This window comes from Enterobacter sp. Taxon_8, from assembly GCF_058354585.1.
The window spans coordinates 1,914,202-1,938,461 of sequence record NZ_CM177989.1 but is presented as its reverse complement, the minus strand read 5'-3'; the positions used below and the strand labels follow the sequence as shown (position 1 = coordinate 1,938,461).

Annotated in this window: 26 protein-coding genes; 10 read left to right on the top strand and 16 right to left on the bottom strand. The window is 56.1% G+C overall.

The annotated features are described in order from the left end of the window. Nucleotides 1-5: 5 nt before the first annotated feature. From AC4IBF_RS09180 to nasR, 4 genes are all read right to left on the bottom strand, one after another. The gene (locus AC4IBF_RS09180) at nt 6-794 is read right to left on the bottom strand and encodes an ABC transporter ATP-binding protein (RefSeq protein WP_033145769.1); all 789 of its coding nucleotides are present in this window, start codon (nt 792-794) and stop codon (nt 6-8) included. Nucleotides 795-803: 9 nt separating this feature from the next. After that, nucleotides 804-1,682, bottom strand: coding sequence for a nitrate ABC transporter permease (gene ntrB, locus AC4IBF_RS09175; protein WP_127731329.1), 879 nt, complete (start codon nt 1,680-1,682; stop codon nt 804-806). A gap of 2 nt (nt 1,683-1,684) precedes the next feature. Then, on the bottom strand, nt 1,685-2,932 hold the full coding sequence (locus AC4IBF_RS09170) for a CmpA/NrtA family ABC transporter substrate-binding protein (RefSeq protein WP_252093095.1): 1,248 nt from the start codon (nt 2,930-2,932) through the stop codon (nt 1,685-1,687). A gap of 227 nt (nt 2,933-3,159) precedes the next feature. Beyond that, nucleotides 3,160-4,344, bottom strand: coding sequence for a nitrate regulatory protein NasR (gene nasR, locus AC4IBF_RS09165; protein WP_133294620.1), 1,185 nt, complete (start codon nt 4,342-4,344; stop codon nt 3,160-3,162). A gap of 72 nt (nt 4,345-4,416) precedes the next feature. Here nasR and AC4IBF_RS09160 point away from each other — a divergent pair, with 72 nt between their 5' ends. From AC4IBF_RS09160 to AC4IBF_RS09150, 3 genes are all read left to right on the top strand, one after another. Beyond that, nucleotides 4,417-4,770 (top strand): DsrE/DsrF/TusD sulfur relay family protein, encoded by a 354-nt coding sequence (locus tag AC4IBF_RS09160; RefSeq protein WP_133294621.1) that lies wholly within the window; start codon nt 4,417-4,419, stop codon nt 4,768-4,770. Nucleotides 4,771-4,876: 106 nt separating this feature from the next. Then, nucleotides 4,877-6,661: a methyl-accepting chemotaxis protein gene (locus tag AC4IBF_RS09155; RefSeq protein WP_133294622.1), complete on the top strand. Its 1,785-nt coding sequence runs from the start codon at nt 4,877-4,879 to the stop codon at nt 6,659-6,661. Between the two features lie 211 nt (nt 6,662-6,872). Next, nucleotides 6,873-7,112: a DUF1883 domain-containing protein gene (locus AC4IBF_RS09150; RefSeq protein ID WP_111965917.1), complete on the top strand. Its 240-nt coding sequence runs from the start codon at nt 6,873-6,875 to the stop codon at nt 7,110-7,112. A gap of 30 nt (nt 7,113-7,142) precedes the next feature. Here AC4IBF_RS09150 and AC4IBF_RS09145 read toward each other — a convergent pair whose 3' ends face one another. Continuing rightward, a complete protein-coding gene (locus AC4IBF_RS09145) occupies nt 7,143-7,838 on the bottom strand; it encodes a gamma-glutamylcyclotransferase (protein ID WP_061097960.1) in 696 nt (231 codons plus the stop codon). Between the two features lie 177 nt (nt 7,839-8,015). After that, the gene (gene chaB / locus AC4IBF_RS09140; protein ID WP_045908986.1) at nt 8,016-8,246 is read right to left on the bottom strand and encodes a putative cation transport regulator ChaB; all 231 of its coding nucleotides are present in this window, start codon (nt 8,244-8,246) and stop codon (nt 8,016-8,018) included. Nucleotides 8,247-8,516: 270 nt separating this feature from the next. Between chaB and chaA the strand changes: the two genes are divergently transcribed. Beyond that, entirely contained in the window at nt 8,517-9,617 is a 1,101-nt protein-coding gene (chaA, locus tag AC4IBF_RS09135; RefSeq protein ID WP_039024239.1) for a sodium-potassium/proton antiporter ChaA, read from the top strand. Nucleotides 9,618-9,708: 91 nt separating this feature from the next. Here the strand turns inward: chaA and kdsA are convergent, their stop codons facing one another. Genes kdsA through hemA form a run of 6 tightly spaced genes read right to left on the bottom strand, consistent with a single transcriptional unit; the run spans nt 9,709 to nt 15,012 of the window. Beyond that, nucleotides 9,709-10,563 carry a 3-deoxy-8-phosphooctulonate synthase gene (kdsA, locus tag AC4IBF_RS09130; protein WP_104950756.1) on the bottom strand — a complete coding sequence of 285 codons (855 nt, stop codon included), beginning with the start codon at nt 10,561-10,563 and terminating at the stop codon, nt 9,709-9,711. A gap of 36 nt (nt 10,564-10,599) precedes the next feature. Further along, a complete protein-coding gene (gene sirB1 / locus AC4IBF_RS09125) occupies nt 10,600-11,409 on the bottom strand; it encodes an invasion regulator SirB1 (protein WP_024907069.1) in 810 nt (269 codons plus the stop codon). A gap of 3 nt (nt 11,410-11,412) precedes the next feature. Next, nucleotides 11,413-11,805, bottom strand: coding sequence for an invasion regulator SirB2 (gene sirB2 / locus AC4IBF_RS09120; RefSeq protein ID WP_111965916.1), 393 nt, complete (start codon nt 11,803-11,805; stop codon nt 11,413-11,415). Further along, nucleotides 11,802-12,632, bottom strand: coding sequence for a peptide chain release factor N(5)-glutamine methyltransferase (gene prmC, locus AC4IBF_RS09115; protein WP_136194995.1), 831 nt, complete (start codon nt 12,630-12,632; stop codon nt 11,802-11,804). The genes sirB2 and prmC overlap by 4 nt, the downstream gene beginning before the upstream one ends. Continuing rightward, nucleotides 12,632-13,714, bottom strand: a complete 1,083-nt coding sequence (gene prfA, locus AC4IBF_RS09110) for a peptide chain release factor 1 (protein ID WP_252093096.1) — start codon at nt 13,712-13,714, stop codon at nt 12,632-12,634. Before prfA ends, prmC begins: the two co-directional genes overlap by 1 nt. A gap of 41 nt (nt 13,715-13,755) precedes the next feature. After that, complete coding sequence (gene hemA / locus AC4IBF_RS09105) at nt 13,756-15,012, bottom strand: glutamyl-tRNA reductase (protein ID WP_024907067.1); 1,257 nt, start codon at nt 15,010-15,012, stop codon at nt 13,756-13,758. Nucleotides 15,013-15,213: 201 nt separating this feature from the next. Between hemA and lolB the strand changes: the two genes are divergently transcribed. The 4 genes from lolB (at nt 15,214) to dauA (ending at nt 19,568) form a co-directional block, all read left to right on the top strand. Continuing rightward, nucleotides 15,214-15,825, top strand: a complete 612-nt coding sequence (lolB, locus tag AC4IBF_RS09100; RefSeq protein WP_047651182.1) for a lipoprotein insertase outer membrane protein LolB — start codon at nt 15,214-15,216, stop codon at nt 15,823-15,825. Beyond that, complete coding sequence (ispE, locus tag AC4IBF_RS09095) at nt 15,822-16,691, top strand: 4-(cytidine 5'-diphospho)-2-C-methyl-D-erythritol kinase (protein WP_136194997.1); 870 nt, start codon at nt 15,822-15,824, stop codon at nt 16,689-16,691. Before lolB ends, ispE begins: the two co-directional genes overlap by 4 nt. Nucleotides 16,692-16,816: 125 nt before the next feature. Beyond that, nucleotides 16,817-17,764, top strand: a complete 948-nt coding sequence (prs, locus tag AC4IBF_RS09090) for a ribose-phosphate diphosphokinase (protein ID WP_003856663.1) — start codon at nt 16,817-16,819, stop codon at nt 17,762-17,764. 124 nt (nt 17,765-17,888) lie between these two features. Continuing rightward, on the top strand, nt 17,889-19,568 hold the full coding sequence (gene dauA / locus AC4IBF_RS09085; protein ID WP_252093097.1) for a C4-dicarboxylic acid transporter DauA: 1,680 nt from the start codon (nt 17,889-17,891) through the stop codon (nt 19,566-19,568). On the opposite strand, the gene AC4IBF_RS09080 is transcribed toward dauA, so the two are convergent. Then, a complete protein-coding gene (locus AC4IBF_RS09080) occupies nt 19,554-20,612 on the bottom strand; it encodes a MerR family transcriptional regulator (RefSeq protein ID WP_136194999.1) in 1,059 nt (352 codons plus the stop codon). The genes dauA and AC4IBF_RS09080 overlap by 15 nt on opposite strands. Nucleotides 20,613-20,734: 122 nt before the next feature. After that, nucleotides 20,735-21,010, bottom strand: a complete 276-nt coding sequence (ychH, locus tag AC4IBF_RS09075; RefSeq protein ID WP_111965910.1) for a stress-induced protein YchH — start codon at nt 21,008-21,010, stop codon at nt 20,735-20,737. 274 nt (nt 21,011-21,284) lie between these two features. Between ychH and pth the strand changes: the two genes are divergently transcribed. Beyond that, nucleotides 21,285-21,869, top strand: a complete 585-nt coding sequence (pth, locus tag AC4IBF_RS09070; protein ID WP_133294627.1) for an aminoacyl-tRNA hydrolase — start codon at nt 21,285-21,287, stop codon at nt 21,867-21,869. A 126-nt stretch (nt 21,870-21,995) separates the two neighbouring features. Next, the gene (ychF, locus tag AC4IBF_RS09065; protein WP_003856650.1) at nt 21,996-23,090 is read left to right on the top strand and encodes a redox-regulated ATPase YchF; all 1,095 of its coding nucleotides are present in this window, start codon (nt 21,996-21,998) and stop codon (nt 23,088-23,090) included. A gap of 60 nt (nt 23,091-23,150) precedes the next feature. On the opposite strand, the gene AC4IBF_RS09060 is transcribed toward ychF, so the two are convergent. Then, nucleotides 23,151-23,594 (bottom strand): hypothetical protein, encoded by a 444-nt coding sequence (locus AC4IBF_RS09060; RefSeq protein WP_411800867.1) that lies wholly within the window; start codon nt 23,592-23,594, stop codon nt 23,151-23,153. 96 nt (nt 23,595-23,690) lie between these two features. Continuing rightward, nucleotides 23,691-24,254 (bottom strand): hypothetical protein, encoded by a 564-nt coding sequence (locus AC4IBF_RS09055; protein ID WP_248174446.1) that lies wholly within the window; start codon nt 24,252-24,254, stop codon nt 23,691-23,693. Nucleotides 24,255-24,260 lie beyond the last annotated feature (6 nt).

Genomic DNA, 24,260 nt, shown 5'->3' with positions numbered 1-24,260 from the left:
CCTCGCTACGCCGCTTTTGGCTGCTTTTCATAGAGGAAATGAAGGATCTGCTGGCGCATGTGGTGATAGCGGCTGTCGTCCGCCAGCTGCACCCGGTTGCGCGGGCGCGGCAGATCGACGCGCAGGATCTCCCCGACGGTCGCCGCCGGGCCGTTGGTCATCATCAGCACGCGATCGGAGAGCAGCACCGCCTCGTCCACGTCGTGGGTAATGAGCACGATGGTGGTGTTCAGCGCCTGCTGGATCTGCATTACCGAGTCCTGCAGATGAGCGCGCGTCAGCGCATCGAGCGCGCCGAAGGGTTCATCCATCAGCAGCACTTTCGGCTTCATCGCCAGCGCGCGGGCAATACCGACGCGCTGCTTCATGCCGCCGGAGATCTCCCCCGGACGCTTGTGCAGAGCGTGCCCCATCTGCACGCGGTCGAGATTGTGTTCAATCCACTCCCGGCGCTCAGCCTTGCTCATGCTGTGGCGAAACACGTGATCTACCGCCAGGGCCACGTTGTCGAAGCAGGTGAGCCACGGCAGCAGCGAGTGGTTCTGGAACACCACCGCGCGCTCCGGCCCCGGCCCGGCGATTTCGCGGTTGTCACAAATCAGCCCACCTTCGGTCGGCAGGGTAATACCGGCGATGAGGTTCAGCAGCGTCGATTTGCCGCAGCCAGAGTGCCCAATCAGGCTCACGGTTTCGCCCTCGTGGATATCAAAAGAGACGTTCTGCAGCGCCAGAAACTCGCCGCTGGCGGTGGAAAAACGCTGGCTCACGGCCTGGACCTGAATTAATGGTTTCATGTTCGCTCCTTATTTTTCCTGCCAGCTAAAGCGCCGGGCGATCAGCATCAGCCCCTGCTCCAGCAGCAGCCCGACCACGCCAATGATGACGATGGCGATGAGAATGTTTTCGACGTTGAGGTTGTTCCACTCGTTCCAGATCCAGAAGCCGATCCCCAGCCCTCCGGTCAGCATCTCGGCGGCGACAATCACCAGCCAGGCGATGCCGATGGAGAGGCGCACCCCGGTCAGCACCGCGGGCAGCACCGCCGGGAAGAGAATGCGGCGCAGGATGGTCCACTCGGAAAGCTGCAGCACCCGGGCAACGTTGAGGTAGTCCTGCGGAATGCGGCGCACGCCTTCGGCGGTGTTGATCACCATCGGCCAGATAGAGCAGATAAAAATGGTCCAGCTCGACGCGGGCTCCGCTTTCTGGAACAGCAGCAGGCCGATGGGCAGCCAGGCCAGCGGGCTAACCGGGCGTAACAGCGCGATCAGCGGGCCGAACATGCGCGAAAAAAAGGTGAAGCGGCCAATCAGGAAGCCGAGCGGGATCCCGGCGAACGCGGCCAGGCCAAAGCCCACCGCCACGCGCTGTAATGAAGCGAGCACGTTCCAGCCGATGCCCATATCGTTAGGCCCGTCGCGATAAAACGGATCGGCAAACAGAGTAATGGCGGAATCAAGCGTGCTGAGCGGCGTCGGGAAACCTTTGCTGTTAATCGCCGCCAGCTGCCACAGCACGACCAGCAGTCCCAGACCGATTAATGCCGGAATGATGCGTTGAATGATCGCGTTAATCCGACGCGCAAACGTCGGCGTACGGCGGCGAACCTGCACCGGAGGGAGGACAATCACCTCCCCACTCTCTGGCGTATCTGGTGATTTCGTCTTTTGCAGATGCTGCATAATCAGGCCCCTTTACGATGAATGGCGAAACGGCTGGCGTATCCTTCCGGGTCGGTACCGTTCCAGACGGTGCCGTCCATCAATGTGCTGCTGCGTAATGGTGAAGTCGGTGTGGTGATGCCCCCCACCGCCGTGGCGGCATCCTGCCAGACAGCGGTCTGGTTAATGCGCTGTGCAATAGCCGCGTAGTCCGGCGCGGATTTGAGCAAGCCCCAGCGGCGGAACTGGGTTAAGAACCACATACCGTCGGAGAGATATGGGTAGCTGACGGCCCCCTCGTTGAAGAAACGGATCGGGTGCGCGTCCTGCCAGCGCTGGCCCAGGCCGTTGTCGTACTCGCCGAGCATTCGCCCGGTGAGAAACTGTTCCTTGCAGTTGAGCCACGCCCGGTGGGAGAGGATCCGCGCGGTCTCGCGCTTGTTTTCCGGGGAGGCTTCGATCCAGCGTGCGGCCTCCAGGACCGCGCTGACCAGCGCCCGCGCGGTGTGCGGGTTTTTCTCCACCCAGTCGCGACGCGTGCCGAGGATTTTTTCCGGATGGTCGGCCCAGACAGACTGTGACGTCGCGGCGGTAAAGCCGATGCGGTCGTTAATCGCCCGCGCGTTCCACGGCTCGCCGACGCAAAAGCCGACCATGTTGCCAATGCGCATGTTCATCACCATCTGCGGCGGCGGCACCACCACCGTGCGCACGTCGTCAAAGGGGTTAATGCCCGCGCTGGCCAGCCAGTAGTAGAGCCACATGGCGTGCGTCCCGGTCGGGAAGGTGTGCGCGAAGGTGTAGGTGCCGGGCGCCTGCTGACCAATTAGCTTTTTCAGCCCGTCAAGGTCTCGAACGCCCTTCTCCGCCAGATCGCTGGAAAGCGTAATCGCCTGGCCGTTCTGATTAAGCGTCATCAGGTTTGCCATCTGCTGCGGCTTACCGGCAATGCCCAGCTCCAGGCCGTACAGCAGGCCGTAGAGAATGTGCGCGGCATCAAGCTCGCCCGCCACCAGCTTGTCGCGCACCGCCGCCCAGCTCGCCTCTTTGGTGGGCACGATGGTAATGCCGTATTTTTTATCAAAGCCTTTCAGCGCCGCGATAACCACGGGCGCGCAGTCTGTCAGCGGGATAAACCCGATGCGCACTGTTTCCTGCTCCGGTTTATCCGAGCCTGCCGCCCATGCGGCCTGCATGATACCCGGTAACAGCATTGCGCCACTCGCCAGCATGCTGGCCTGCAAAAAACGCCGTCTCGACAAATCCGCCATGACCACTCCTGAATAAAAACCAAAAAAAAGCGCCCACGATGCCGAAGCACCAGTGGACGCCTTTATCCCGAAGACGAATGCACCGCCGTTGGCGCATCGTCAAAAATGGTTAATCTGATCATGCAAAGCGAATGCCAGGTTTTAACACGCGGTTTTCGCGGTGTATCCCGCTTTACCCTCAGGTTTACGCACCTCAATCAGGCACAAAATGCCCGCTAACCGTGCAGCTACTCCTTTGGTATTACCTGCCACAAATTCTTCACCATGAGCAGCGCGCGGGCGATATCCACCATCCTTTGGTTCTTATCCATCGCCATTTTGCGCAGCGCCGTCCAGGCCTGTTCCTCACTCATATTCTGGTGGGTCATCAAAACGCTTTTCGCTTTATCTATGACTTTGCGCTCTTCAAGCGTATCGCGCAGCGACGCAAGCTGGCGCGAGAGCTGTTCTATCTCACGCGCCTGCTGGCGTACCAGGGTGAGCAACGGTTTTTCCGGGTACTGTATCAGCGGATCGTCCTGCTCATCGGCGGGAGGCACGTACTCATCGTTACGGTAAATACGCTCGTCCACCGCCGTCATCAGATCGGCGATGAGCGTCTCCTCCAGCGCGCGCAGATGCTCAAGGCGCGCGGTTTGCAGCGCAAACCAGGCCAGTGCGGTATGGCCGTTATCGGCGGCGGGCTGGCGGGTGCAGGCCACCCTTCGTAGCTGTTCCGTTTCACGATCGGGCTGGCAGTTTAAGGCAAAGGTGGCCTGTACCTCAGCGTGGCTGTGCGAGAGAAAGATTTCAAAGCAGGCCTGCTGCCCGTCGATGCGGTCAACCAGCCTCTGGCGAGTCACATCATCGAAAAAACCCTGCGTGAAGCCAATCGCCCCCAGCGCCCGCTCCTGTCCCGCCAGCTCTTTCCCCTGCATCAGGCTATACAGGGCGACAAAACGCCCGGCTATTTGCGGATCGTCAATGCTGTCATTAAGCTGCGGTACGATACTGAGCAGATGGCGAAGCATGCGGGAGTAGTGTTCCATCGCCTGCGGTGCCGTTACCGTTTGCTGAATAACTCCTTCGCGCAGCGCGGGAAGCATATCCAGGCTCAGGAGCGCGCCGCCGATGCGTTCACAGACCGTACTTCCCGGGATCGGCGACTGTTTTTCAAGAATCACATAAAGTGCAGCGAGGTTTTCATCCACCAGCGCCCGGCTGGCTTTGCATTCGGGGGCGTAAAGCTTACCCTGTGAGCAGAGCCAGACGTTGGACGCCCCACGCTCGCACTGTAACATGTGCACCAGTTGGCTAATGCCGTGCACAAGCTCGCCAAGCTGTGCCAGCTTGCTGAGCTGCTCCCGGCGCATCATCTTTGCGCGCTCGAGCCATTCGGCAGCGCCTGGCGAAATGCCAGCCATTAATGTCATGCTTTCTCTCCGGAACAGCGAAACTCGGGAAAGCTAAGCAATATTCGTGCCTTTATAAGAACAGGAGTCAACATGCAAAAGATTGTGATCGTCGCCAACGGTGCGGCCTACGGCAGCGAATCCCTTTTTAATAGCCTGCGCCTGGCGATTGCGCTGCGTGAAAAAGAGAGTGACCTCGCGTTACGACTCTTTTTAATGTCGGACGCGGTCACCGCGGGGCTGAAGGGACAAAAACCGGCCGAGGGCTATAACATTCAGCAGATGCTGGAGATCCTGACCGCGCAAAACGTGCCGGTGAAGCTGTGCAAGACCTGTACCGATGGCCGCGGTATTACCGGTCTGCCGCTGATTGATGGCGTAGAGATTGGTACGCTGGTTGAGCTGGCCGACTGGACGCTGTCCGCGGATAAAGTATTAACTTTTTAATAATAAACCCGTAAAAATATTATTTTCTTATGGACGCGGTTTCAGCATCAAGTTTACCTGCGGGGATGCCGATAGGCATGGAAACAACACAGCAGGTATTTCACTTATGTTCAGATCGATTCGTGCACGCATCATCGCGACGACGGCAGGCTGTCTGGTCGTCGCACTTCTCCTTAATACCGTTATTAACTTCCAGGTCACGCGCCAGGATAACCAGCAGTCCCAGCGCGATATTCTGACCAGCACCAGCGCCAGCCATAACATGGCGATTGCCGACTGGGTAAAAAGCAAGATGGCGGTGATCGCCTCAGCGCAGACCGTTGCGCTGAGTGACGATCCGGTTCCGGTGTTTAAACAGCTTGCGCAGGCGGGTGGCTTCACCAACGTTTATGTTGGCTACGCCAGCAAAACGGCGAAATTCTCTGAACCGGCGGGTGTCCCGGCAGACTATGACCCGACTATCCGCCCGTGGTATCAGCAGGTGGTCAGCACGGACGGTCCGGTCGTCACCGCGCCCTACGTTGACGCGGGGACCGGCAAACTGGTGGTAACCTTCGCCGTGCCGGTAAAAGAGAATGGTACGCTGAAAGCGGTGGTGGCGGGCGATGTGGCGATGGACAGCGTGGTGGCTAACGTGCGCGGGATCCATCCAACACCGGCCAGCAGCGGGTTGCTTCTGAACAGTGACGGCAGCGTGATTGCCGCTAACGATCCGGCGCTCACGCTTAAACCATTCGCTGAGACGATCAAAGGCATTGATTTTGCTGCACTGAAAAGCGGTAACCTCGTCGACGGAACGCTGAACGACGCTGAAAAAACCTTCGTGGCGACAGCCGTGCCGGGTACAAACTGGCTGTTAGTCGTCGCGCTCGACAACGGTGATGCCACCTCCGGCATGCGTTCCCTGCTTAAAGCCTCGGCGATTTCGCTGGTGATCCTGGCACTGCTGAGCGCGGCCATTGTGCATTTCCTGATTGCCCGCCTGCTCAAGCGTTTGTCAGACATTCGCGACGCGATGCACAACATTGCTAACGGGACTAACGATCTGTCCCAGCGCCTGCCGGACAACGGCGAGGACGAGGTTGCGCAGATTGCGCAGGCCTTTAACGCCTTCAGCGATAAGCTGTCGGTGGTGATGGTGCAGCTCCGTGATGCCAGCGAGTCGGTGAAAAACGCCGCTCAGGAGATTGCGGCGGGTAACCAGGATCTTTCCGGACGTACCGAGCAGGCCGCATCCAGCCTGCGCGAGACGGCCAGCGCCGTGGAGCAGATCACCGCCTCCGTGACCCAGTCGAACGAATCGGCGGCAGAAGCGAATGACCAGGCGAGCAAAGCCTCAGCGGCCGCTGCGCGCGGCGGCGAGGTGGTATCCCAGGCGATCAGCACCATGCAGTCCATCGAAGTCGCGTCGGCTAAAATTGGCGATATCACCAGCGTGATTGACGGCATTGCTTTCCAGACCAACATTCTGGCGCTGAACGCCTCCGTCGAGGCGGCGCGTGCGGGTGAGCAGGGACGCGGGTTTGCCGTGGTGGCGGGCGAAGTGCGTAACCTGGCGAGCCGCAGCGCCCAGGCGGCGAAAGAGATCAAATCGCTGATCGATTCCACCACCGACAGCGTGGCCACCGGCTCCCGCTACGTGCACCTGGCCGGGGAAAGCATGGACGAGATCCGCTCCAGCATCGGCAGCGTCTCCGGCATTATGCGCGAAATTTCCATCGCCACCAGCGAGCAGATGAAAGGGATTCATGAGATCAACCACGCGGTGACCCATCTCGACAGAATGGTTCAGCAGAACGCCGAGCTGGTCGTGGAATCCGCCGCCGCTGCGGGTGCCCTGCAGAGCCAGGCGGGCGACCTTGCTGAAACAGCCGGTCATTTCCGCATTTAATTTTCTGGCGGCGCGCGTTTAGCGGGTAAAACGCGCGCCAGCTGAAATTTTGAGGAATTTTGTCATTTTTGTTTAATCGTTATGCCATTTTTTGATCAAAATCAGCATCCCACCCCCTCCCCTTTGGTGTTATGCCATGAGTGAATTGTGAACAACATCACGCTCGGATATGGCTGCAGGGAGAGCGTTGTTTAAGACTACGGGGTAAAAAATGGCACTGGTAAAAACAAGTTTGAAGCTGTTTGGCGGGGATACGGTGGTGGTGCGTTGCTCAGAACGCTGTCGTATTCATCTGATGAGTTCGAAAGCACAAAAACAGTCCCAGGCGGATATTCTCACCGTACAGGATGATAAGGCCTGGCTTACAGTGCCCTACACCGGCACATGGGATGTGCTGATTGACAGCCACAGTCAGTCTCTGGAGCATTCCATCAGCTACGTGGCAGCATAATATTAAACGCCCGGCAAGCCGGGCGTAATATCAGGCAAAACCCGGTCGCAGCGTGCCGTTGAGCGGGTTCCCTTCCAGCAACGCCTTCACCTTCACCACCAGCTCATTCAGACAATCGTCCTGCATGCCGAGGCGGGTCAACTCCTGATCGAGGGAGAAGAGATACTGCGCGTTGGTACCCAGCGGTCCGCTGGCAGCGGCTATTAACGGAGCAATCACCTGCGTGCGGGTATCCGCTTCATACAGCGGATGGCGCGGGTCCATGATAAACACCAGCGCATTGACGGTGCGTCCGTCGTCCAGTTCCAGCTTGCACCAGCTTGGCATGTAGCAGCCGGTGATCATCTCGCGCTTCCAGAGCAGCGTAAGCTCCTCTTCCAGCGTGGCATCCGGCAGGCGATACGCCACGCCAGTGGTGCGCCCGCCCTCTTTCAGTGCAAGCATGCGCCCGGGCTGGCACGCGCTGCCGCGTCCGGCCGTCAGACGCAGGCAAAATGCGCGGTGCCAGCCAGGCAGCGTTCCCGTTGCCGATTCGACAAATTCGAGCGCCGGGTTCCACATCAGGGAACCGTAGCCAAAAATCCATACCGGGCCATCATCCGGGCGGCAGGCAAGCGTGGCAGCGAGCGACGCCGCACGTTGTTCAGCTGACCAGAGAAGCGATTCCTCAATAGCACCAAATGCCGTCTTACAATCTGCCTTCATTAAGAAATCACGCGTTAACACTTTCCACCTCCGCCACTGCATGCTTCCTTGCGACATCTGTAATTCGCCTTCCCGGCCTTAGGTGCTGGTCATTTTGCCAGCAGTTGAATAACGATAAGCAATTAGCGGACCAGTTGCAATACAACGGCAGTTCAACCGCCTGAAAAGTCAAAATGAAGGTAGCGAATTATTTCACGGCTATTTCTTTTTATGCCATTTATCGTCGTCTCCTTTTTCATATTCATGTTTTACGGCGGCCCAGGCGACTTTGTGGGCCGTCTCTTCACGGCTGGCATCATCCCGGCGATCTTCCTTGTCTTTGTATTGATCCCAGGCACTGTTAAACGCCTCTTTATAGATATCCTGCGCGTGAGCGGGCAGCACGTTTTGCACGTTATCGGGTAATTCGCGTTTCGTTTTATATGGCATCACTCACCTCTCTTTTACTTAAAGAGATAAGTGTGGACGACGATATGCCAGCGTGCCACCCGGCCTTAATTTATGGATTAACATTACATGTAATTAGTTGTTGTTTAATAAATATTATGTGAAAGCTGTCAATTACAGGAGTCAGGCGTTAAATTTATGAAAAAGGGTAAAATTAAGTAAAAAATTAAGGGTATTTAACAGAGATCTGTTAATTTAATGCCCTCAAAAATCTATCTATAATTACAAGCACCTGCATTGATGGAGAAGCACATGACAGCAACACACGAGGCGGTAAAGACCCGCCACAAGGAGACGTCACTCATTTTCCCGGTTCTGGCACTGGCTGTGCTGCTCTTCTGGGGAAGCAGTCAGTCACTGCCAGTGGTGGTTGGTATCAATATTCTTGCCCTGGTCGGCATCTTAACCAGCGCATTTAGCGTCGTTCGCCATGCGGACGTCCTGGCCCACCGTCTGGGCGAGCCGTATGGTTCTTTAATTCTCAGCCTTTCCGTTGTTATTCTCGAAGTTAGCCTGATTTCCGCGCTCATGGCGACCGGCGATGCCGCGCCGACGCTGATGCGCGATACGCTTTACTCGATCATTATGATTGTGACGGGTGGTCTGGTGGGCTTCTCTCTGCTGTTGGGTGGGCGTAAATTCGCGACCCAGTATATGAACCTGTTTGGCATCAAACAGTATCTGATTGCCCTCTTCCCGCTTGCCATTATCGTGCTGGTCTTCCCGATGGCGCTGCCGGGTGCAAACTTCTCCACCGGTCAGGCGCTGCTGGTCGCGCTGATTTCCGCCGCCATGTACGGCGTGTTCCTGTTGATTCAGACCAAAACGCACCAGAGCCTGTTTGTGTATGAGCATGAAGACGACGGCGACGACGATGATCCGCACCACGGTAAGCCGTCGGCCCACAGCAGCGCGTGGCATACGGTTTGGCTGATCGTGCATCTGATTGCGGTGATTGCCGTTACAAAGATGAACGCTAACCCGCTGGAGACGCTGTTAACCGAGCTGAACGCGCCGGTGGCGTTTACCGGCTTCCTGGTGGCGCTGCTGATCCTGTCCCCTGAAGGGCTGGGCGCGCTGAAAGCGGTGTTGAATAATCAGGTGCAGCGCGCAATGAACCTGTTCTTCGGCTCCGTGCTGGCGACGATTTCACTCACCGTACCGGTGGTGACGCTGATTGCCTTTATGACCGGTAACGAGCTGCAGTTTGCGCTGGGTGCGCCGGAGATGATCGTGATGGTAGCATCATTGCTGCTGTGCCAGATTTCGTTCTCCACCGGGCGCACCAACGTGCTGAACGGAGCGGCGCATATGGCGTTGTTTGTTGCGTATCTGATGACGATATTTGCGTAAGAATGGGCCGGTGCGGGCTGATGCCCCCACCCCAACCCTCTCCCTGGCGGAGAGGGAGGCATAAAAAAACCCGCCGAAGCGGGTTTTTTTATTATTTGCTGGTATCCAGCTCGTCGAAGCTCTTCACCAGATCGTCAATCGCTTTGATCTGTTTCAGGAACGGCTCAAGCTTATCCAGCGGCAGCGCGGATGGACCGTCGCATTTTGCGTTATCCGGATCCGGGTGCGCTTCAATGAACAGGCCAGCCAGACCGGTTGCCATACCGGCGCGCGCAAGTTCGGTCACCTGAGCACGGCGGCCGCCGGACGCGGCGCCAAACGGGTCGCGGCACTGCAGAGCATGGGTCACGTCGAAAATCACCGGAGACTGGTTAGAGACGTTCTTCATTACGCTGAAGCCCAGCATATCCACGACCAGGTTGTCGTAACCGAAGTTTGCACCACGGTCGCACAGGATGACCTGATCGTTACCACCTTCGATAAACTTATCGACGATGTTACCCATCTGGCCCGGGCTGACGAACTGTGGTTTTTTCACGTTGATCACGGCACCGGTTTTCGCCATCGCGGCCACCAGGTCGGTCTGGCGAGCCAGGAATGCCGGGAGCTGAATCACGTCCACCACGTCTGCCACCGGCTGCGCCTGGGAGGCTTCATGCACGTCGGTGATCACTTTCACGCCAAAGGTCTGCTTCAGCTCCTGGAAAATTTTCATACCCTCTTCCAGGCCCGGGCCACGGTAAGAGTTGATGGAGGAGCGGTTGGCTTTGTCAAAAGAGGCTTTAAACACGTACGGGATGCCCAGCTTCTGGGTCACGGTAACGTAGTGTTCGCAGATACGCATGGCGAGATCGCGGGATTCCAGCACGTTCATGCCGCCAAACAGTACGAACGGCAGATCGTTTGCTACCTTGATATCACCAATGCTAACCACTTTTTGTTTCATAGGATCGCCTTATTCAGGTATGAATCGGAATTAAGATTAATGCAGTGTAATTTGTTTGTGCGAGATCGCGTTGATCTGCGCACGAATCATTTCGCTAATGGGGTCTTCCGGGCACTGCTCGACGAAATAGCTCAGATCGTTCAGCGCCACGTGCTCGCAGTCGAGCTGGGCATAAATCAGCCCTCTGTCGCGGATTTCGTACGGATCTTCCGGGTTGAACTGCAGCAGTACTTCACTGGCGCGCAACGCCAGCTCCATCTGACGCTCTTCCATTAACGCGGACTTTAGCGTGTCCAGCAGCTTACGAATGACCTCTGCGTTATCCGCCTCGTCGAGATCTTCGTTGAAGAGTTCAGCCACCGGGCTAATATTGCCTTTCAGCCATACGTCCAGCGTATGTTCATCCAGCGTGTCGCCGTTGAAAGGATTAATGAGCCACATTTCGCCGTCCAGCCACTCAGCACGCAGGATCATCTGCGTCGGGAAAATGACCGGGACCAGCGGAATATCCAGACGGTGCGCGACCCATAGCAAAATAGAGCCCAGCGCCACGGCGCTGCCCTGACGATTTTTTAAGACCTGGTCCAGCCATAATGCGTCAGACAGGCGATACACGCCCCGCGTGTCGCAGAAACCCCATTCGCCGTAGAAAAGCTCCAGCAGCTTCTCTAATTGCCAGTCTTGCGGGCGAGCCTGATTAATCTCTTCACGCGCCAGGCTGACCAGATTCTCCAGCTCATCGTAGACAAACTGCGACGTAAAATCGTCGCGAATCATCTCTGAAATCAGGATCATGCCATCGCAAAGCGGCACTTTATTAAATTCGAAATCGGCTAAGGACCTCATGACTTACCCCAGTAACGGTATTCTTGTGGTGGCGAGTTTAATGATGATGTACAGCACCACCAGACCCAGCAGAAAGGCGATAAACCCGACCTGCTGGCTGCGCGGACGACGACGCCCAAGCGCGATAAAACCCAAAACGATGTAGATGATAACGCCAAACAGCTTTTCAGTCAGCCATGCGCCTTTATCAGTAAATGGCAGATAGCCGGTCTTCCACATAAGCCCGGCACCGGAAAGGAGCAACACCGTGTCGATACAGTGTGGCGCGATACGCACCCAGCGGGCATCCATCAGCGGATTGTTGCTGTAGCGCCACCAGTAACGGACGATGAAAAAGGTGATGGTCAGCGCAACGGAAATCAAGTGGACGGTAATAAGTACGGTAAACAGGCTCATAACCACTGCCCCAGCGTCAGGCGCTCGTTGCCGCCGTAGTCGCGGCAGGTTTCAACAGCGGCGTAGCCTGCTTGCATAAACAGCGCTCGCACGGCTTCCCCCTGCGTCCAGCCATGCTCCACGAGCAGCCAGCCACCGGGAAGTAAATGTTTTCGTGACGTTGTCACAATGTGATCAAGATCGGCTAATCCCGCGTTGGCAGCAACCAGTGCCGTGAGCGGTTCAAAGCGAACATCTCCCTGCGCAAGGTGCGGATCATGTTCGTCGATGTAGGGAGGATTGCTGACAATCATCGCAAATGAACGATTCTCAAGCGCGGCAAACCAGCTGCTTTGCAGCACCGTCACGTTACTGAGCCCGATTCGTTCCACGTTACGCTGCGCCAGCGTGACCGCATCAGGCATCACGTCCACCGCCGTAACGGTGCAGTCCGGCCGCTCGCTGGCGAGCGCCAGCGCGATGGCCCCGGTACCGGTACCGAGATCGAGAATGCTGCAGGCCTCCGCAGATAAACGCGCCAGCGCCTGTTCAACCAGACACTCGGTGTCCGGACGCGGGATCAGCGTTGCCGCCGAAACGTACAGCGGTAACGACCAGAACTCGCGCTCGCCGACAAGGTGCGCCACCGGCTCGCCGGTTTTACGGCGGGCAAGCAGCGCGGCGAGCTGTGCTTCCTGTTCCGCGGTCAGTTCAGTTTCGCCGAAGGCCAGCAGGTACGTGCGGGCTTTACCCGTCACATGCTCAAGCAAAATTTCGGCATCGCGTTTAGGGCTTTCACTTTCGGAAAGCTCACCGGCAGCCTCACGTAACCAGCGCTGAAAATCCATTATTCCTGCTCGGACAGTGCCGCCAGCTGGTCGGCCTGGTATTCCTGCACGATAGGCTCAATAAGCATGTCCAGCTTGCCTTCCATCACCTCGTCCAGACGGTACAGCGTCAGGTTGATGCGGTGGTCGGTTACGCGCCCCTGCGGGAAGTTGTAGGTGCGGTTTCGGTCGCTGCGATCGCCGCTGCCCAGCAGGTTACGACGCGTGGATGCTTCCGCCTGCTGGCGTTTCGCCATTTCGGCCGCGTGGATACGCGAGCCCAGCACCGACAACGCTTTGGCTTTGTTTTTATGCTGGGAACGCTCGTCCTGACATTCGACAACTATACCGGTTGGCAGGTGGGTAATACGAATGGCGGAATCGGTGGTGTTAACGTGCTGACCGCCCGCGCCAGAGGAGCGGAAAGTATCAATACGCAGGTCCGCCGGATTGATGTCCGGCAGTTCCGCTTCCGGCAGCTCCGGCATCACCGCCACCGTACAGGCAGAGGTGTGAATGCGGCCCTGAGATTCGGTGGCCGGTACGCGCTGCACGCGGTGACCGCCGGATTCAAACTTGAGACGTCCATACACGCCGTCGCCGCTGATCTTGGCGATAACCTCTTTATAGCCACCGTGTTCGCCTTCGTTGGCGCTCATGATCTCCACGCGCCAGCGACGCGACTCGGCGTAGCGGCTGTACATGCGGAACAGATCCCCGGCAAACAGCGCCGCTTCGTCACCGCCGGTACCGGCGCGAACTTCCACAAAGGCGTTACGCTCATCGTCCGGATCTTTCGGCAGGAGAAGTACCTGAAGCTGCTGCTCCATCTCTTCAGAACGCGCTTTCGCATCCTGCAGCTCTTCCTGCGCCATCTCGCGCATTTCAGGATCGTCGAGCATCATCTGCGCGGTTTCGATATCTTCCTGAACCTGTCGCCAGTCGGTAAAGCATTTAGAAACATCACTTAACTGCGCGTATTCACGTGAAAGCGCGCGAAAACGTTCCTGGTCCGCAATGGTCCCGGCATCCCCGAGCAGCGCCTGTACTTCTTCATGGCGCTCGTGCAGAGCTTCCAGTTTAGCGACGATAGAAGGCTTCATAGGCGTAAGTGCACCTTGTCTTAGAAAATGGGTATAAGGCGCTATTCCAGCCCGAGGCTGTTGCGCAGAATAGTCAGGCGTTCATCATCCCCGTCACGGGCGGCCTGCTGAAGAGATTTGGTTGGAGCATGGATAAGGCGGTTGGTCAGTTTCCACGCCAGATCCTGCATAATTGCGTGCGCGTCACCGCCCTGTTCAAGGGCCGCTAACGCTTTGGCAGTCAGGTCGTCACGCACCTGCTCCGCCTGTCCGCGATACTCGCGGATGGTCTCGCTGACGCTTTGCGCGCGCAGCCAGGCCATAAACTCACTGGTTTCCTGCTCAACGATGGTTTCCGCCTGAACCGCCGCCGCTTTACGCTGGGCAAGGTTGTGCGAAATGATGCTTTGCAGGTCATCCACGCTGTAGAGGTAGGCGTTAGGCAGCTTGCCCACTTCCGGCTCAACATCGCGCGGGACGGCGATATCCACCAGCAGCATCGGCTGATTACGACGGGACTTCAGCGCACGCTCCACCATCCCTTTTCCGATAATCGGCAGCGGGCTGGCGGTAGAGCTGATGATAATGTCCGCCTCTTTCAGGCGTTCATCGATGTCGCTCAGGGCAACCACCTCTGCCCCCACTTCATCCGCCAGCACCTGCGCGCGTTCGCGGGTGCGGTTAGCGATGATCATCTTTTTCACTTTATGCTCGCGCAGATGGCGCGCCACAAGTTCGATGGTTTCGCCCGCGCCCACCAGCATCACGGTGACGGTAGAAAGGGATTCAAAGATTTGGCGCGCAAGGGTGCAGGCCGCGAAAGCAACGGAAACCGCACTGGCACCAATGTCGGTTTCGGTTCGCACACGCTTCGCCACGGAGAACGACTTCTGGAACATGCGCTCCAGCTCGCTGGCCTTCAGATGCCCTTTTTGTGAATCGGCAAACGCTTTTTTCACCTGACCGAGAATTTGCGGCTCGCCCAGCACCAGCGAATCCAGACCGCTGGCCACGCGCATCAGATGGCTGACGGCATCGTTGTCCTGATGCCAGTACAGGCTGTTACGCAGCTCGTCTTCGTTGAGATTGTGGTAGTCGCATAGCCAGCGGATCAGCGCTTCGTGCAGGTTGTCCTGCTCTTCCACGCTTAAATAGAGCTCGGTACGGTTGCACGTCGAGAGCACCACGCCACCCTGCACCATCGGCTGTGCAAGCAGGCTGTCCAGCGCCAGGTCAAGCGTATCCGGCGAAAACGTTACGCGTTCTCGCAGCGAAACCGGGGCTGTTTTGTGGTTGATACCGAGTGCTAATAGGGTCATGTTGAGCGGGAGTAGTACCAGCGTTAATAAGGTTAGCAGAACGCATCATACAGGATGCGCGAGATCAATAAAAGAGACAGCCCCCTTTCGGAGTAATAGGTTACACAGCGCTTTGAGATAATTTGAACGTAGACGGTAGCCCCCTTCGACGCTAGCATTAACAGTCATAACTGCAACGTATCTCAAGGATTTGTCCTCATTATGACCCGACTGATTCGCCTGCTGCCGCTGGCAGCACTGGTTCTGACCGCCTGTACCGTCACCCAACCAAAAGGCCCGGGCAAAAGCCCTGATTCACCGCAGTGGCGTCAGCACCAGCAGGACGTCCGTAATTTGAACCAGTACCAGACCCGCGGCGCTTTCGCTTATCTCTCTGACGAACAAAAGGTTTATGCCCGCTTCTTCTGGCAGCAGACGGGGCAGGACAACTACCGCCTGCTGCTGCTGAACCCGCTGGGCAGCACCGAGCTGGAGCTTATCGCCAAACCTGGCGAAGCGCAGATCACCGATAACAAAGGCCAGCACTATACCGCGACCGATGCCGAAGAGATGATTGGCAAGCTGACCGGGATGCCTATCCCGCTCAACAGCCTGCGCCAGTGGATCCTGGGCCTGCCGGGTGACGCCACCGACTACACCCTGGACGACCAGTACCGTCTGAGCCAGGTGAACTACACCCAGAACGGCAAAACCTGGAAAGTGGTGTACAGCGCCTATGACAGTAAGAGTAAACCGTCGCTGCCATCGAATATGGAACTGACTCAGGGAAGCCAGCGCATTAAGCTGAAAATGGACAACTGGATCGTTAAATGATGACCCAATGGCCCTCTCCGGCAAAGCTAAACCTGTTTTTATACATTACCGGCCAGCGCGCTGATGGCTATCACACGCTGCAGACGCTGTTTCAGTTTATTGACTATGGCGACACGATCTCCATTGAACAGCGCCAGGACGGGCAGATTTGCCTCCTGACCCCGGTCGAGGGCGTAGCGCATGAGGACAACCTGATTGTGCGCGCAGCGCGTCTGCTGATGAAAGCCGCAGCGGAATCGGGTCGCCTGCCTGCGGGAAGCGGCGCGGATATTCGTATCGAGAAACGTCTGCCGATGGGCGGCGGTCTGGGCGGTGGCTCATCCAACGCCGCCACCGTGCTGGTTGCGCTGAACCATCTCTGGGGCTGCGGGCTGTCGAAGGATGAACTGGCAGCACAGGGCTTGACGCTGGGGGCTGATGTCCCGGTGTTTGTGCGCGGTCATGCGGCCTTTGCCGAGGGCGTGGGGGAAATCCTCTCCCCTGTAGAACCGCCGGAAAAATGGTACCTGGTTGCCCATCCTGGCGTAAGCATTCCGACCCCGGTCATCTTTAAAGATCCTGACCTGAAAAGGAATACCCCGGTTCGGTCAATAGAAACGTTATTAAATTGTGAATTCAGCAACGATTGCGAGGATATCGCAAGAAAACGTTTTCGCGAGGTTGATGCGGTGCTTTCCTGGCTGTTAGAATACGCGCCGTCGCGCCTGACTGGTACAGGAGCCTGTGTCTTTGCTGAATTTGACACCGAATCCGCCGCTCGTCAGGTGCTTGAGCAAGCGCCGGTTTGGCTGCATGGTTTTGTAGCACGTGGGATGAACACCTCCCCCCTACAGCAGGCCATTCTGGCGCAGACTGAGTTTCGGTGACAACGTCACCCTGTTCCAGACGTTGCATCGCGCTCTTTAATACACCGCCTGGATAGCCTTTGCCTGGCCCGCACAGTTTACGGCGAACGCTATCCACCACTGGACGCATGCCTGAGGTTCTTCTCGTGCCTGATATGAAGCTTTTTGCTGGTAACGCCACCCCGGAACTAGCACAACGTATTGCCAACCGCCTGTACACTTCCCTCGGCGACGCCGCCGTAGGTCGCTTTAGCGACGGCGAAGTCAGCGTACAAATTAACGAAAATGTACGCGGTGGTGATATTTTCATCATCCAGTCCACCTGTGCTCCAACGAACGACAACCTGATGGAACTGGTTGTTATGGTCGACGCTCTGCGTCGCGCTTCCGCAGGCCGTATCACTGCTGTAATCCCTTACTTCGGCTATGCACGTCAGGACCGTCGCGTCCGTTCCGCGCGTGTGCCAATTACCGCTAAAGTTGTCGCTGACTTCCTGTCAAGCGTCGGCGTTGACCGCGTACTGACCGTTGACCTGCACGCTGAGCAGATCCAGGGCTTCTTCGACGTCCCGGTTGATAACGTATTCGGCAGCCCAATCCTGCTGGAAGACATGCTGCAGCTGAACCTGGATAACCCAATCGTGGTTTCTCCGGACATCGGCGGCGTGGTACGTGCCCGTGCTATCGCTAAGCTGCTGAATGATACCGACATGGCGATCATCGACAAACGTCGTCCGCGCGCTAACGTTTCTCAGGTGATGCACATCATCGGTGACGTGGCTGGCCGCGACTGCGTGCTGGTCGACGACATGATCGATACCGGCGGTACGCTGTGTAAAGCAGCTGAAGCGCTGAAAGAGCGTGGTGCCAAGCGCGTGTTCGCGTACGCGACTCACCCGATCTTCTCCGGTAATGCGGTAAACAACCTGCGCAACTCCGTCATTGACGAAGTTGTAGTATGCGATACCATCCCACTGAGCGACGAGATCAAGGCACTGCCAAACGTGCGTACCCTGACCCTGTCCGGGATGCTGGCCGAAGCGATTCGTCGTATCAGCAACGAAGAATCCATCTCTGCAATGTTCGAACACTAATCGAACACGGCCTAAAAACCCGCTGCGGCGGGTTTTTTTGTCTCCGGGTTTTATTTGTATGATTAATGCCTCCTTCACCTGCCATTCATATGACAGATGATGCGCATACGGATGATAGATAATTGTGAAAAACGTAGCCTCCTCACATGTTCTGCCCTTTCGCGCCCTCATCGACGCCTGCTGGAAAGAGAAGTACACCTCGTCACGCTTTGTCCGTGACCTGATTGCCGGGATCACCGTCGGCATTATCGCCATCCCGCTGGCGATGGCGCTGGCAATTGGCAGCGGCGTTGCGCCGCAGTACGGTCTGTACACCTCGGCCGTTGCCGGGATCGTCATTGCCCTGACGGGCGGCTCGCGCTTCAGCGTATCCGGCCCGACTGCCGCCTTTGTGGTGATCCTCTACCCGGTTTCGCAGCAGTTTGGTCTGGCAGGCCTGCTGGTCGCCACCCTGATGTCCGGCGTCTTTTTGATTCTGTTTGGCCTGGCTCGCTTTGGTCGCCTGATAGAGTACATTCCCCTTTCCGTGACGCTGGGGTTTACCTCGGGGATTGGTATCACCATCGGAACCATGCAGATTAAGGATTTCCTCGGCCTGCAGATGCCCCACGTACCGGAGCACTACCTGCAAAAAGTGGGGGCGCTGTTTATGGCGCTGCCGACTGCTAACCTGGGCGACGCCGCCATCGGGATTGTGACGCTGGGCACGCTGATCGTCTGGCCTCGTCTGGGGATCCGTCTGCCGGGTCACCTGCCCGCGCTGCTGCTGGGCTGCGCGGTGATGGCCATCGTCAATATGTTCGGTGGTCACGTCGCGACTATCGGCTCGCAGTTCCACTATGTTCTGGCGGACGGTTCACAGGGTAGCGGCATTCCGCAACTGCTACCGCAGCTGGTGCTGCCGTGGGACATGCCCGGCTCCAGCTTTACCCTAAGCTGGGATTCCCTGCGCGCCCTGCTTCCCGCTGCGTTCTCGATGGCGATGCTGGGAGCGATTGAATCCCTGCTCTGCGCCGTCGTTCTGGACGGCATGACCGGCACCAAGCACAAAGCTAACAGCGAACTGGTCGGTCAGGGTTTGGGGAACCTCGTCGCGCCGTTCTTTGGCGGTATTACCGCAACGGCAGCCATCGCCCGCTCTGCGGCCAACGTGCGCGCGGGTGCAACGTCACCTGTTTCGGCGGTTATCCACTCCGTGCTGGTGATCCTTGCCCTGCTGATCCTCGCCCCGCTGCTCTCCTGGCTACCGCTTTCCGCCATGGCCGCCCTGCTGCTGATGGTGGCCTGGAACATGAGTGAGGCGCATAAGGTGGTGAACCTTCTGCGTCGCGCGCCGAAAGACGACATAATCGTGATGCTGATCTGCATGTCGCTGACCGTGCTGTTCGATATGGTTATCGCCATCAGCGTCGGGATCGTGCTGGCTTCTCTGCTGTTTATGCGCCGTATCGCGCAGATGACGCGCCTTTCCACGGTTAACGTCGAGGTGCCTGACGATGTGCTGGTGCTGCGCGTGATTGGCCCGCTGTTCTTCGCCGCGGCGGAAGGTCTGTTCAGCGATCTTGAGTCCCGCATCGCGGGCAAACGGGTTGTGGTGCTGAAATGGGATGCCGTACCGGTGCTGGATGCCGGCGGTCTGGATGCCTTCCAGCGCTTTGTGACACGTCTGCCGGAAGGCTGCGAGCTGCGGGTGAGTAATCTGGAGTTCCAGCCCCTGCGCACCATGGCGCGTGCGGGTGTCCAGCCTATCCCTGGCCGACTCTCCTTCTATCCTAACCGTGAAGCCGCGCTAGCGGATATGTGAGTTATCTGATGCAGAGAAACGTCTCTGCATCATCACTCCGATCGCCTGCTGGAGCCATGCAAGCACGGTAGGCGTCATCCAGGTTCCTTTCATCAGGTGCGGCTCCTGCTGCATGGCGGCGCGAAACTTTTGCTGAGTTTCCGGGCTGGTGCCCGCGTAGGACTGGAACAATGCCAGCCAGTTTTCAGCCAGCTTTTGCGCCTCCTCCGAGGCAGGATCGATATTTTCCCGCTGCGCCTGATGCAGTTTCGCCACCAGCGGCGGCCACTCCATCATACGGTCAAAATAGTGCTTCCGGGTAAAGGCCATCTCCTCGGCAGAAAGATATTTCTCCCAGATAATCAGCTTCGACTCGGCAAACGCCCGCGTAATGTAATCGGTCATCTCCGGCGTGATGCCGGTCTGCGCCTGCATCTGCGGTTCAACGCTGTGCATCTCGTTCAGCCGGGTGAGAAACTCCGGCTTGCCCGCCGTGTCCTGCTCCAGGCGTTCCATCCAGCGCGTCGCCAGATCCATCGCCCGCGCGTCCGTAGCGGGTATACCGTGTTCCAGCAGCGTGTTGGCCTCTGCAACCAGCCCTGACCAGATAGCCGCCAGCGCATCCTTCTGCACCGCAAACGGCAGCTGCTGTAACTCTTCTTTGCTAAACCAGCGATCGTACATATTCATTAACTCCAGAGTCTGTAGCCAGGATTCCAGATCAGGCGTCGCATCGTCGAGAAGCCCGGCTCGCAGCTCCACCAGCCGGTCGCGCAGCGTATGTATGCTGCGCAGCTGTTTATCCAGCAGCGTGATTTGCGCATCGAGTAACTCGGTTAACGACAGCGACTCCTGCTCCAGGAAATCCCTGATTTCAGCAAGTTCCAGCCCCGCTTTTGCCAGCGCCTGGATCATGTGCAGACGCTGGACATCCGCCAGGTTGTAAAGCCGGTAACCTGCCGCGCTTCTGGCAGAAGGCAGCAACAACCCTGTTTGCTCATAGTGGTGCAATGTCCGCACGGTGATCCCGGCACGTTTCGCCAGCTCACCCACCTGAATCAACATAACTGCTCCTTTTTCTTTGCCAGTGGCGCCACTCTGGAGCCTTACGTTACGTGAGGGTCAACCCCTGATGCAAAAAAAAAACGACTCCCTCGGGAGCCGTTTCGGTGTTCTTTATCGCAGCACTAGCTGTGCTTATGCTGGTCGCGACGACAGCGTTTGTCGTAGTGGCGCACCCACCAGTATTTATCGCACACTTCCTCATGTCCGCTCATGCGTGCCCCGGCGAGCCACAATACCGCACCGAGGAAGATGCTCAGTATCGCGCCATGGGCGAAGTATTGCGGGAGATCAAGCTGCGGCAACTGGTTCAAAATGGAATAACCCACGCCGCCTACCATCACGAACAGCCCCAACCCCATCAGCACGTTACCGAGTAACGAAGCGTTTTTGCGTTTCATGTGTCACCTCCGGAACTTTGGGTTGTCATGGGAAAAGCCCCTAATCCTTGTGTGTAAAGTATAGACAACGCCCCTTTTATGAGTTGCGTGAATGATCACAATTACAGATAACTCCCAAACAAAAGTTTACAAATAAGACTTTGAACAGCTTGAAATTCTAATTGTTCAAATCAGAAATTATTCGTATTTCGCCGAGAAGATCGCAGAATTTTGTCAAGCGGCGCGCCAGACAGTAAACTACGCGCCAGATCTGGAACCCATTAGGAATTGAATCGTGACGATTAAACTGATTGTCGGCCTCGCCAACCCGGGCGCAGAATATGCGGCTACCCGCCATAATGCCGGTGCATGGTACGTCGATTTGCTGGCCGAGCGGTCACGTGCGCCCCTGCGTGAAGAACCTAAATTCTTCGGGTATACCTCACGTATCAACCTTGCAGGCGCGGACGTTCGCCTGCTGGTACCCACCACGTTTATGAACCTGAGCGGTAAAGCCGTGGCGGCGATGGCAACGTTTTATCGCATCAATCCGGATGAAATTCTGGTCGCCCACGATGAGCTGGATCTCCCCCCTGGCGTGGCGAAATTCAAGCTTGGCGGCGGCCACGGCGGCCACAACGGTCTTAAAGACATCATCAGCAAGCTGGGCAATAACCCGAATTTCCACCGTTTGCGCGTGGGAATCGGCCATCCGGGCGATAAAAACAAAGTTGTCGGTTTCGTGCTCGGTAAGCCCCCGGTTTCCGAACAGAAACTGATTGACGAGGCGGTAGACGAAGCGGCGCGCTGCACTGAAATCTGGCTGCAAGATGGCTTAACCAAAGCGACAAACCGCCTGCACGCTTTTAAAGCGCAATAATCCGCCCGATACGGCTTTTTTACCGCGCGTCATGCGGGTTACGTGTATAATAGGCGTAGTTATTTACTTTTCATCAATCGGTTATCGTTAACGGATTGATTATCAAGATATTAAGGTGATTTAGAAATGGGATTCAAATGCGGTATCGTCGGTCTGCCAAACGTGGGCAAATCCACCCTGTTTAACGCGCTTACCAAAGCGGGTATCGAAGCGGCGAACTTCCCGTTCTGTACCATCGAACCTAACACCGGCGTTGTGCCAATGCCGGACCCGCGTCTGGACCAGCTCGCGGAAATCGTGAAGCCGCAGCGCATTCTGCCAACCACCATGGAATTCGTGGACATCGCGGGCCTGGTAAAAGGCGCATCCAAAGGTGAAGGCCTGGGCAACCAGTTCCTGACCAATATTCGTGAAACCGAAGCGATCGGCCACGTTGTGCGCTGCTTCGAGAACGACAACATCATCCACGTAAACAACAAAGTGGATCCGGCTGACGACATCGACGTTATCAACACCGAGCTGGCGCTCTCTGACCTCGACACCTGCGAACGCGCGATTCACCGCGTGCAGAAGAAAGCCAAAGGCGGCGACAAGGACGCGAAAGCGGAACTGGCTGCGCTGGAAAAATGTCTGCCACAGCTGGAAAACGCCGGCATGCTGCGCGCGCTGAAAAACCTGACTGACGAAGACAAAGCGGCGATCAAATACCTGAGCTTCCTGACCCTGAAGCCAACCATGTACATCGCCAACGTTAACGAAGACGGTTTCGAGAACAACCCTTACCTCGACAAAGTGCGTGAAATCGCCGCGGCGGAAGGTTCTGTGGTTGTTGCCGTGTGCGCTGCCGTTGAATCCGACATCGCCGAGCTGGACGATGCCGACCGTGAAGAGTTCATGGCCGAGCTGGGTCTGGAAGAGCCGGGCCTGAACCGCGTAATTCGCGCAGGCTATGAGCTGCTGAATCTACAGACCTACTTCACCGCTGGCGTGAAAGAAGTGCGTGCGTGGACGATCCCTGTAGGTGCGACCGCGCCTCAGGCGGCCGGTAAGATCCACACCGACTTCGAGAAAGGCTTTATTCGTGCGCAGACTATCGCGTTTGAAGACTTTATTACCTACAAGGGTGAGCAAGGCGCGAAAGAAGCAGGCAAGATGCGTGCGGAAGGGAAAGATTACATCGTTAAAGATGGCGATGTGATGAACTTCCTGTTTAACGTTTGATTGGTTTTGAATGAAAAAATCCACGCTTTGGCGTGGATTTTTTTTCATAAATTACCGATTTTACGCCTTCTTGTGCAGATAGAACTCAAGGTATTTTTTAGGTCTATCCTGAAACGCACGCTCTTTGCCGTAGTTATAAGCATCGTTGAAATATTTATACGCTTCATCGAATTGATTCAACTCGTAACAGACCATGCCGAGGTCGATTGATGGTGCGGTGTCTATATCCGATCCACGTGTGCGCAAAGTCGTCTCTCCCCATTTCTTCGCCTCATCGTAATCCTCAAGATCAAAGTAAGCGCTGTACATGCACGCAGCGATCCAGTTAGCAAATTCCGATTCAAACTTTGGCTCAGGAAGAGCTTGCCAGGCTTTTTGGTATTGCTCTAAAGCTTCGGCGTATTTTTGGTTGTCGTGAAACTCGTTTCCTTTTTCTACAAGAGATGTAACTCTTTTTTCATCGAATTTATAGCATACATTTTTCATATATTTATTCATTATCATTCGAAAAGAGACCTCCTTGCCTATATAAAAGGGATATAAGCAATAAATGCCTTCAGAAGCATGGAGGTCTCTAAAAGAGTAAGTTTTTATTGTTAACTAACCAAAAAAGAAATATTTAAAAGCTTTTGCCTCAACATCCTTAAGCTTGCTTTTTAGCATTAAATCGATATCTTCCAGAAAGTCCTCTCTGAAATTAAAATCATCATCTGTAGCATCACCATCATATTTACTTTGTTCTATCTCAATGGCAGAACAAAAAGCATCCAAAAAGTCGGCTAACGAATTGGAAATAATGAAATTTCTTTTTTGAATACTACCATATACAGGAGATGTAATATTTTGGGTATCACAAAAAAGAACATCTCCATTTCTTTCAGCAAAGATTATATATTCATCGCGCCAGGTCGGGTCATTTTGAACTCGCCAGCCTGATAACATTTCATTAAGCTCTTGGGGCTCAACAATCTGTATAAAGAAAGTACCATCAAATGTTGGGTGGTCATTTAAAATCAAATGGCTATAAAAAAAACGAATTTCGCCATTTAAATTCACTGGAAAAGAAGTTTCATTTTCATCGTCTGTATAGTCTATCTCTCCCATATTTAAATCATTCATTTTGAATTTGCTAACAAAGTCTTGGACTGCATTTTTTATGTTCATCTTTCC

What these genes read in the sequence shown, in the direction of transcription:
- AC4IBF_RS09180 (WP_033145769.1), bottom strand. Translation starts at nt 794, where the DNA reads ATGAAACCATTAATTCAGGTCCAGGCCGTGAGCCAGCGTTTTTCCACC.
- ntrB (WP_127731329.1), bottom strand. Translation starts at nt 1,682, where the DNA reads ATGCAGCATCTGCAAAAGACGAAATCACCAGATACGCCAGAGAGTGGG.
- AC4IBF_RS09170 (WP_252093095.1), bottom strand. Translation starts at nt 2,932, where the DNA reads ATGGCGGATTTGTCGAGACGGCGTTTTTTGCAGGCCAGCATGCTGGCG.
- nasR (WP_133294620.1), bottom strand. Translation starts at nt 4,344, where the DNA reads ATGACATTAATGGCTGGCATTTCGCCAGGCGCTGCCGAATGGCTCGAG.
- AC4IBF_RS09160 (WP_133294621.1), top strand. Translation starts at nt 4,417, where the DNA reads ATGCAAAAGATTGTGATCGTCGCCAACGGTGCGGCCTACGGCAGCGAA.
- AC4IBF_RS09155 (WP_133294622.1), top strand. Translation starts at nt 4,877, where the DNA reads ATGTTCAGATCGATTCGTGCACGCATCATCGCGACGACGGCAGGCTGT.
- AC4IBF_RS09150 (WP_111965917.1), top strand. Translation starts at nt 6,873, where the DNA reads ATGGCACTGGTAAAAACAAGTTTGAAGCTGTTTGGCGGGGATACGGTG.
- chaB (WP_045908986.1), bottom strand. Translation starts at nt 8,246, where the DNA reads ATGCCATATAAAACGAAACGCGAATTACCCGATAACGTGCAAAACGTG.
- chaA (WP_039024239.1), top strand. Translation starts at nt 8,517, where the DNA reads ATGACAGCAACACACGAGGCGGTAAAGACCCGCCACAAGGAGACGTCA.
- kdsA (WP_104950756.1), bottom strand. Translation starts at nt 10,563, where the DNA reads ATGAAACAAAAAGTGGTTAGCATTGGTGATATCAAGGTAGCAAACGAT.
- sirB1 (WP_024907069.1), bottom strand. Translation starts at nt 11,409, where the DNA reads ATGAGGTCCTTAGCCGATTTCGAATTTAATAAAGTGCCGCTTTGCGAT.
- sirB2 (WP_111965916.1), bottom strand. Translation starts at nt 11,805, where the DNA reads ATGAGCCTGTTTACCGTACTTATTACCGTCCACTTGATTTCCGTTGCG.
- prmC (WP_136194995.1), bottom strand. Translation starts at nt 12,632, where the DNA reads ATGGATTTTCAGCGCTGGTTACGTGAGGCTGCCGGTGAGCTTTCCGAA.
- prfA (WP_252093096.1), bottom strand. Translation starts at nt 13,714, where the DNA reads ATGAAGCCTTCTATCGTCGCTAAACTGGAAGCTCTGCACGAGCGCCAT.
- hemA (WP_024907067.1), bottom strand. Translation starts at nt 15,012, where the DNA reads ATGACCCTATTAGCACTCGGTATCAACCACAAAACAGCCCCGGTTTCG.
- lolB (WP_047651182.1), top strand. Translation starts at nt 15,214, where the DNA reads ATGACCCGACTGATTCGCCTGCTGCCGCTGGCAGCACTGGTTCTGACC.
- ispE (WP_136194997.1), top strand. Translation starts at nt 15,822, where the DNA reads ATGATGACCCAATGGCCCTCTCCGGCAAAGCTAAACCTGTTTTTATAC.
- AC4IBF_RS09080 (WP_136194999.1), bottom strand. Translation starts at nt 20,612, where the DNA reads ATGTTGATTCAGGTGGGTGAGCTGGCGAAACGTGCCGGGATCACCGTG.
- ychH (WP_111965910.1), bottom strand. Translation starts at nt 21,010, where the DNA reads ATGAAACGCAAAAACGCTTCGTTACTCGGTAACGTGCTGATGGGGTTG.
- ychF (WP_003856650.1), top strand. Translation starts at nt 21,996, where the DNA reads ATGGGATTCAAATGCGGTATCGTCGGTCTGCCAAACGTGGGCAAATCC.
- AC4IBF_RS09060 (WP_411800867.1), bottom strand. Translation starts at nt 23,594, where the DNA reads ATGATAATGAATAAATATATGAAAAATGTATGCTATAAATTCGATGAA.
- AC4IBF_RS09055 (WP_248174446.1), bottom strand. Translation starts at nt 24,254, where the DNA reads ATGAACATAAAAAATGCAGTCCAAGACTTTGTTAGCAAATTCAAAATG.